This is a genomic window from Moorena sp. SIO3E8, from assembly GCF_010692445.1.
GTDB classification, from domain to species: Bacteria; Cyanobacteriota; Cyanobacteriia; order Cyanobacteriales; family Coleofasciculaceae; genus Moorena; species Moorena bouillonii.
Genome location: NZ_JAAHHM010000254.1, coordinates 1 through 4918, shown reverse-complemented (window position 1 = coordinate 4918; position 4918 = coordinate 1). Strand labels below are relative to the sequence as shown.

5 protein-coding genes are annotated in these 4918 nt (G+C 43.5%); 4 read left to right on the top strand and 1 reads right to left on the bottom strand.

Annotation, left to right across the window (positions count from 1 at the left end; all coding sequences use genetic code 11):
* The first annotated feature begins 119 nt into the window (after nt 1–119).
* The 3 genes from F6K46_RS38130 (at nt 120) to F6K46_RS38120 (ending at nt 2750) form a co-directional block, all read left to right on the top strand.
* Nucleotides 120–284: a hypothetical protein gene (locus F6K46_RS38130; RefSeq protein ID WP_293063112.1), complete on the top strand. Its 165-nt coding sequence runs from the start codon at nt 120–122 to the stop codon at nt 282–284.
* Nucleotides 285–1161: 877 nt separating this feature from the next.
* Complete coding sequence (locus F6K46_RS38125) at nt 1162–1284, top strand: hypothetical protein (RefSeq protein WP_008180130.1); 123 nt, start codon at nt 1162–1164, stop codon at nt 1282–1284.
* A gap of 341 nt (nt 1285–1625) precedes the next feature.
* A complete protein-coding gene (locus F6K46_RS38120; RefSeq protein WP_293063114.1) occupies nt 1626–2750 on the top strand; it encodes a tetratricopeptide repeat protein in 1125 nt (374 codons plus the stop codon).
* 3 nt (nt 2751–2753) lie between these two features.
* Here F6K46_RS38120 and F6K46_RS38115 read toward each other — a convergent pair whose 3' ends face one another.
* On the bottom strand, nt 2754–3146 hold the full coding sequence (locus tag F6K46_RS38115) for a hypothetical protein (RefSeq protein ID WP_075902483.1): 393 nt from the start codon (nt 3144–3146) through the stop codon (nt 2754–2756).
* A gap of 277 nt (nt 3147–3423) precedes the next feature.
* Between F6K46_RS38115 and F6K46_RS38110 the strand changes: the two genes are divergently transcribed.
* A partial coding sequence (locus tag F6K46_RS38110) for a filamentous hemagglutinin N-terminal domain-containing protein (RefSeq protein WP_293118025.1) occupies nt 3424–4918 on the top strand: 1495 nt, incomplete at its 3' end.

The following is a 4918-nucleotide window of genomic DNA, read 5'->3' as shown; positions in this document are numbered from 1 at the left end:
TAATACCATAAAGTTCCTGAGTCAGGCTGTGTCCTTAGCAGTCAGGCAGCGTTCTCACGAATTGTCTCTGATTCCGCTTTTGAAGTGAGTGGGGTGACTTTGTCAATCTCTACACCTGAATGCTTACTTGGAAAGTTCCTGATGTAAATAATCTCGAAGGAACAGACAAAAATACAATTATAGGTAATCAAGCAATTTACAAGGCAACAAAAGATGCTTATAAAGTTTTTACTGAAGACTTGCTAAGGAGGATAAATCGTTTGAACACTAATCCTGAAGTGTAAGGACCTGCAATCATAAATACCTCGACCAACAATCATCGGAATTGTGAGACGAAATTATTGCAACTGAGACTGCAATCGTAATTTCTCATCCCACATTATTTTCAACCATAATACTCCTCTTAACATTCTTTAAAAACGTGTTCAAAAATACACGTATCTCGGCTGTTGCGTTTGATGACACAAACCCTAGATTGACTCGATGACCTGGCGATACCACTTTTGATTCCCTATTTTTTTGACTTCAAAACTCAAACCTTTAATTCAGACAATAATTTCACCATTAGACTGAGTCTTGCGACAAGCTTCTCTTAAACTAGAGCAGTTACATTAAGCGATCGCACTAGCGTCATCCCCAATTAGAGGAAATTCACCGGAACGGCTGTATGCTCATCTATCTGCTTTGGTAGGTTTTGTATAGCTGAACTGCTAGCTATCTCCGAGTTACCTAGCTTTAGCTTTCATTGCTGCTAGCAAGCTTGCTGAGATCAGGAAGTTGACCTGAACCCGATTATCATTTGACATGATTGACATTCCCCGCTCTAAAGCGACAGGTGCGCCTTCATCAAGGAGTTTCACCGATGAGCGACTGGATCAAGACAGGGATTGAGGACAACATAAGCAAAAAATATCCCTTGACCAATAAATACCTCAAGCACGCTTATATCCCCCGGATAAATCACGGGGGCTAATCCCATTACGTCGGTAACTTCCAATTAAATCCTATTCCCTTCGCCTAAAGAGCAAGCTAGCTCACACTTTAGTCAGTATTAACTTAAGTAAAGTTACGTTAAGATACTTTGCATTTTCTTATCAAGCTTGGCAAAAGTTTGTTATCGTTCATTATCGGCATACATAACTATAAGAAAGGAAAAGACACATGAAGACTTCTCAAACTCCCAACCATTTGGGTCAATCAGTGGCTTTAGGTCTTGTTTTAGTAGTCGCCAGTGTTGGTATTTTCATCCTGATGATGGTTCAAAGTGGTGCTTTGCAATCTTAATAATCGTTACGGATCAGGCTTGCCATCCCTGGTTCAACTTTTCGTGAAACTCAAAAAGCCCACCTATAGCCCTATAGGTGGGTCATAAAAAAAACATCTAAAAGACATCTACTATATAGATCTAAAAGAGGATTGTTAAGTTATATAAATTTAGGCTTGACATCCTTCAACACTAACCCTTCCGGTCTAGACCGGAAGGGTTATTATCATAAGTTAACCCCAAGCAATCCTGTAGCTTAACAAAACTTAACCAAAATTTATCCCGGTTAACCCTTCCCGATTAGCGGGTGTTCATGGTAAAACTCATCAGTATAGTGAACCTCCCAAAGTACACTCTACTGATGACCATGAAAAAATTGACCTTGCTACAGCAAACTTTGTTCCTCCTTCTTAGCTTATTTTTTTCCGTAGTGGCAACCCCCCTGCCAGAAATTGCTGAAGCCATGCCAACTCTGGTATCTAGCCGACAGCAGTATAATCAACAGCTCAATGACCTTCTCCATCAAGCACGAGAGTTTGTAGATGCTGGTGACTATGAGGAAGCTGTTGCTATTTATAAGGAAGCAGCTGAGCTGGAGCAGGGAAACCCTAAGATTTTTTCGGGCATTGGCTACTTACAGGCAAGTCTGGGCAAATTCCAAGACGCTGCCGCCGCTTACAAAAAAGCGATCGCACTCGAGCCAGAAAATGCTAATTTCCATTACGCACTCGGTTACAGTCTCGCCAATGCTGGGGACAATGCTGGTGCTGCTACGGCCTATCGTCGTGCCACTAAACTGAACCGGGAGAATATTAACGCCTATTTTGGTTTGGCCATTACCCTGCTACGTCAAAAGGACTATCAAGGCGCTATAGAAACCTATGAAAAAATCCTGGAAATTGAGCCAGACAATCTAACAGTATACCAGTTAATCGGTGCAGCCTGGTTAGAGCAGGAAAATGCTGAAGAAGCCATTAAAGTGTTCCAAAAAGCAGCGGAAATTGCTCCGAACGAAACCCGTATCCAACTAAGTTTGGGCACAGCTTGGTTGATTCATGGGGATGAGATGGCTGGACTGGCGGCTTTTGAAAAAGCGGTGAAATTAGCCCCTCGTAATCCTGACATTCACCTCCAGATCGGTCAAATCCTGGAATCAAAAGGGAATTTATCCAGTGCCCTCAAAGCATTTCGTCGAGCAGTTTCTGCCCAACCTGATTTAGTAGAAGCACAGGAGTACATCGGGAAAATTCTTCTAGCCCAAGAACAATATGTACCAGCAGTAGTGACCTATAGACGTTTAATTGAACTGGCTCCGGAAAATGCCCAAGCTCACTATAACCTAGGAGTAGCCTTAAAAAAACGTTCTCGCGTCACCGAAGCCCTCACTGCTATCGAAAAAGCCCTAGAACTTTACCAGACTCAACGGGATAACGAAGGGATTGAGCAGACCGAGTCTCTGCTGAAGCAACTGCAAGAGTTTCTTTAAGCATCAGCACAGATCCAAATCTTTTGGATCTATCCCTTTAGCTTTTAATTGCGACCGCAAGGCTTTCATACGATTTCTTTCTTGCGCCAAGGTTTTTTGAGCTTCCTCTAAAGCTTCCTCTGCTTGCTCTGCCCGTTGGCGCTCTTGTTCTGCCTGTTGTTGAGCCGTATCTTTGAGCTCACTAATTTCCAAATAGCTAGCAAAGCGATGCTGCGCGGTCTTGGGGAGGCAGCGCGGTCTTGGGGGTCTCCCCCATGAGCGACTGCCGTGGTTTCCCCCATGAGCGACTGCATCAAGACACCGCTGTCCATTCTGAGCTGATAAACCTATTTTATCTAAACTAAAATTTTTATATGGGTTGTAAACAAAATAATTGCTATAAAATGCAAAAGGCAAGAAGCAAAAAGCAAGAGGGGCAAGAGCTAGGGAGTTTTATTAAAGACTAAAAAAAGACCATTAAAGTTTACATATCATTTATAAACCCTATACCAACGGTTTCAGAGGTCAAAAACCGAAACTATCAATCCGCACCACTTCGGTAAATTTTTGTTAAAGATTACCTAAAAATTCCGTAAACTCCCTGGCTTTCCCAGGAGGAAAATAAGAATTTAGAGGTAAAATTCGACTGCTATAGGTACTCCAGACAACTAGCTAGTTGTGCAGAGGCGGACAGATGACTAATCGGCAAAGTAAGCCCTCAACCAGAGGGCTAGGGATATTGCCCTTAACTGAGGGAGCCATAACCCTAATCGGATGGGTGGTTATTGCTTTTTCTGGGAACTATGCTTTAGCCCAGATTACCCCTGATCAAACCTTGGGTAATGAATCCTCAGTGGTAACACCAAATTCAACGATTAGGGGAGAGCCAGGGGACTTGATTGAAGGGGGAGCAGCCCGAGGTAGTAACCTGTTCCACAGCTTTCAAGATTTTAATGTTGGTCAGCTACAGCGGGTTTACTTTGCCAATCCAGTCGGAATCGATAACATTCTGTCTCGGGTGACCGGGAGTAATATCTCCAACATTCTAGGAACTCTTGGTGTGGATGGTGGAGCGAATCTGTTTTTACTCAATCCCAATGGCATCGTGTTTGGCCAGAATGCCAGGTTGGATGTGGCAGGTTCCTTTGTCGCCAGTACAGCCAATAGTTTAGTGTTCAACAACGGTACAGAATTCAGTGCCACCAATCCACAAGCCCCCCCTTTATTGAGTATTACTATTACTCCGGGATTGCAGTATGGCTTGAATCAACCCAAACCCAAAATAACGAACGCAGGTTATTTAGTAGTTGGGCAAGACCTAACCCTGGCTGCTGGCCATCTTGACTTACAAGGTCAACTAATTGCTGGGGGAAATTTGACACTCCATGGAGAAGATACAGTTCAAATACGCGATAGTATCGGGCGACCATTTATAGCGGCTGCTGGCGGTAAGTTATTGATTCAGGGCAATCAAGGGGTGGATATATTTGCCTTGAACCATCCAGACAGTGGTCTTTTTTCCGGTGGGGATATGGTTTTGCGTACGCAAAATACGGTCGCCGGTGATGCCCACTATTGGAGTGGTGGCAGTTTCCGGATTGAACAGCTCGATGGCAGTCTGGGAGATTTATTTAGTCCCGATGACCCAATTATTCGCTCAGTTGGGGATGTTAGTTTCAACAGCTATCTAGGCACCTCCCTACATATCGTGGCAGGGGGAGCAGTAGATATCGGTTTTGTGATCATTACAGGTAATGAAACAGGTACAGAAGGAATAGACTTTATTTCCGAAGCCATTACCTTATCTAATGGCACAGTAGTGGATATTAATGGTCAGGCTGAACCGACTCTTGATGTTCGTGCTGGAGTAGATCGAAATCAAGTTGGTATCCCTGGACTTACAGGCAACAGATTCTTTGGTGACTTGTTCAATTTGAATATCTTTGGCAGACCCACTATTACCAATACTGCCACCAGTGCAGATATTACAATCGGCACCATCGCTTTTGCTAATGTCAGTATATTTGACTTCAACATATCTCCCAATGATCTGTTGGCAGGAACCGTTTTGCTCACCAATCAGTACAAGCCTAATCCTTCACTAGCAGGAGATATTGAAGTTTCAGCTACTCTAGGTTCGTTAGTGCCAAATGTGGCAATTCAGAACGGTCAGGTATCGAAGGGAGGAT

What these genes read in the sequence shown, in the direction of transcription:
- F6K46_RS38125 (WP_008180130.1), top strand. Translation starts at nt 1,162, where the DNA reads ATGAAGACTTCTCAAACTCCCAACCATTTGGGTCAATCAGTGGCTTTA.
- F6K46_RS38120 (WP_293063114.1), top strand. Translation starts at nt 1,626, where the DNA reads ATGACCATGAAAAAATTGACCTTGCTACAGCAAACTTTGTTCCTCCTT.
- F6K46_RS38130 (WP_293063112.1), top strand. Translation starts at nt 120, where the DNA reads ATGCTTACTTGGAAAGTTCCTGATGTAAATAATCTCGAAGGAACAGAC.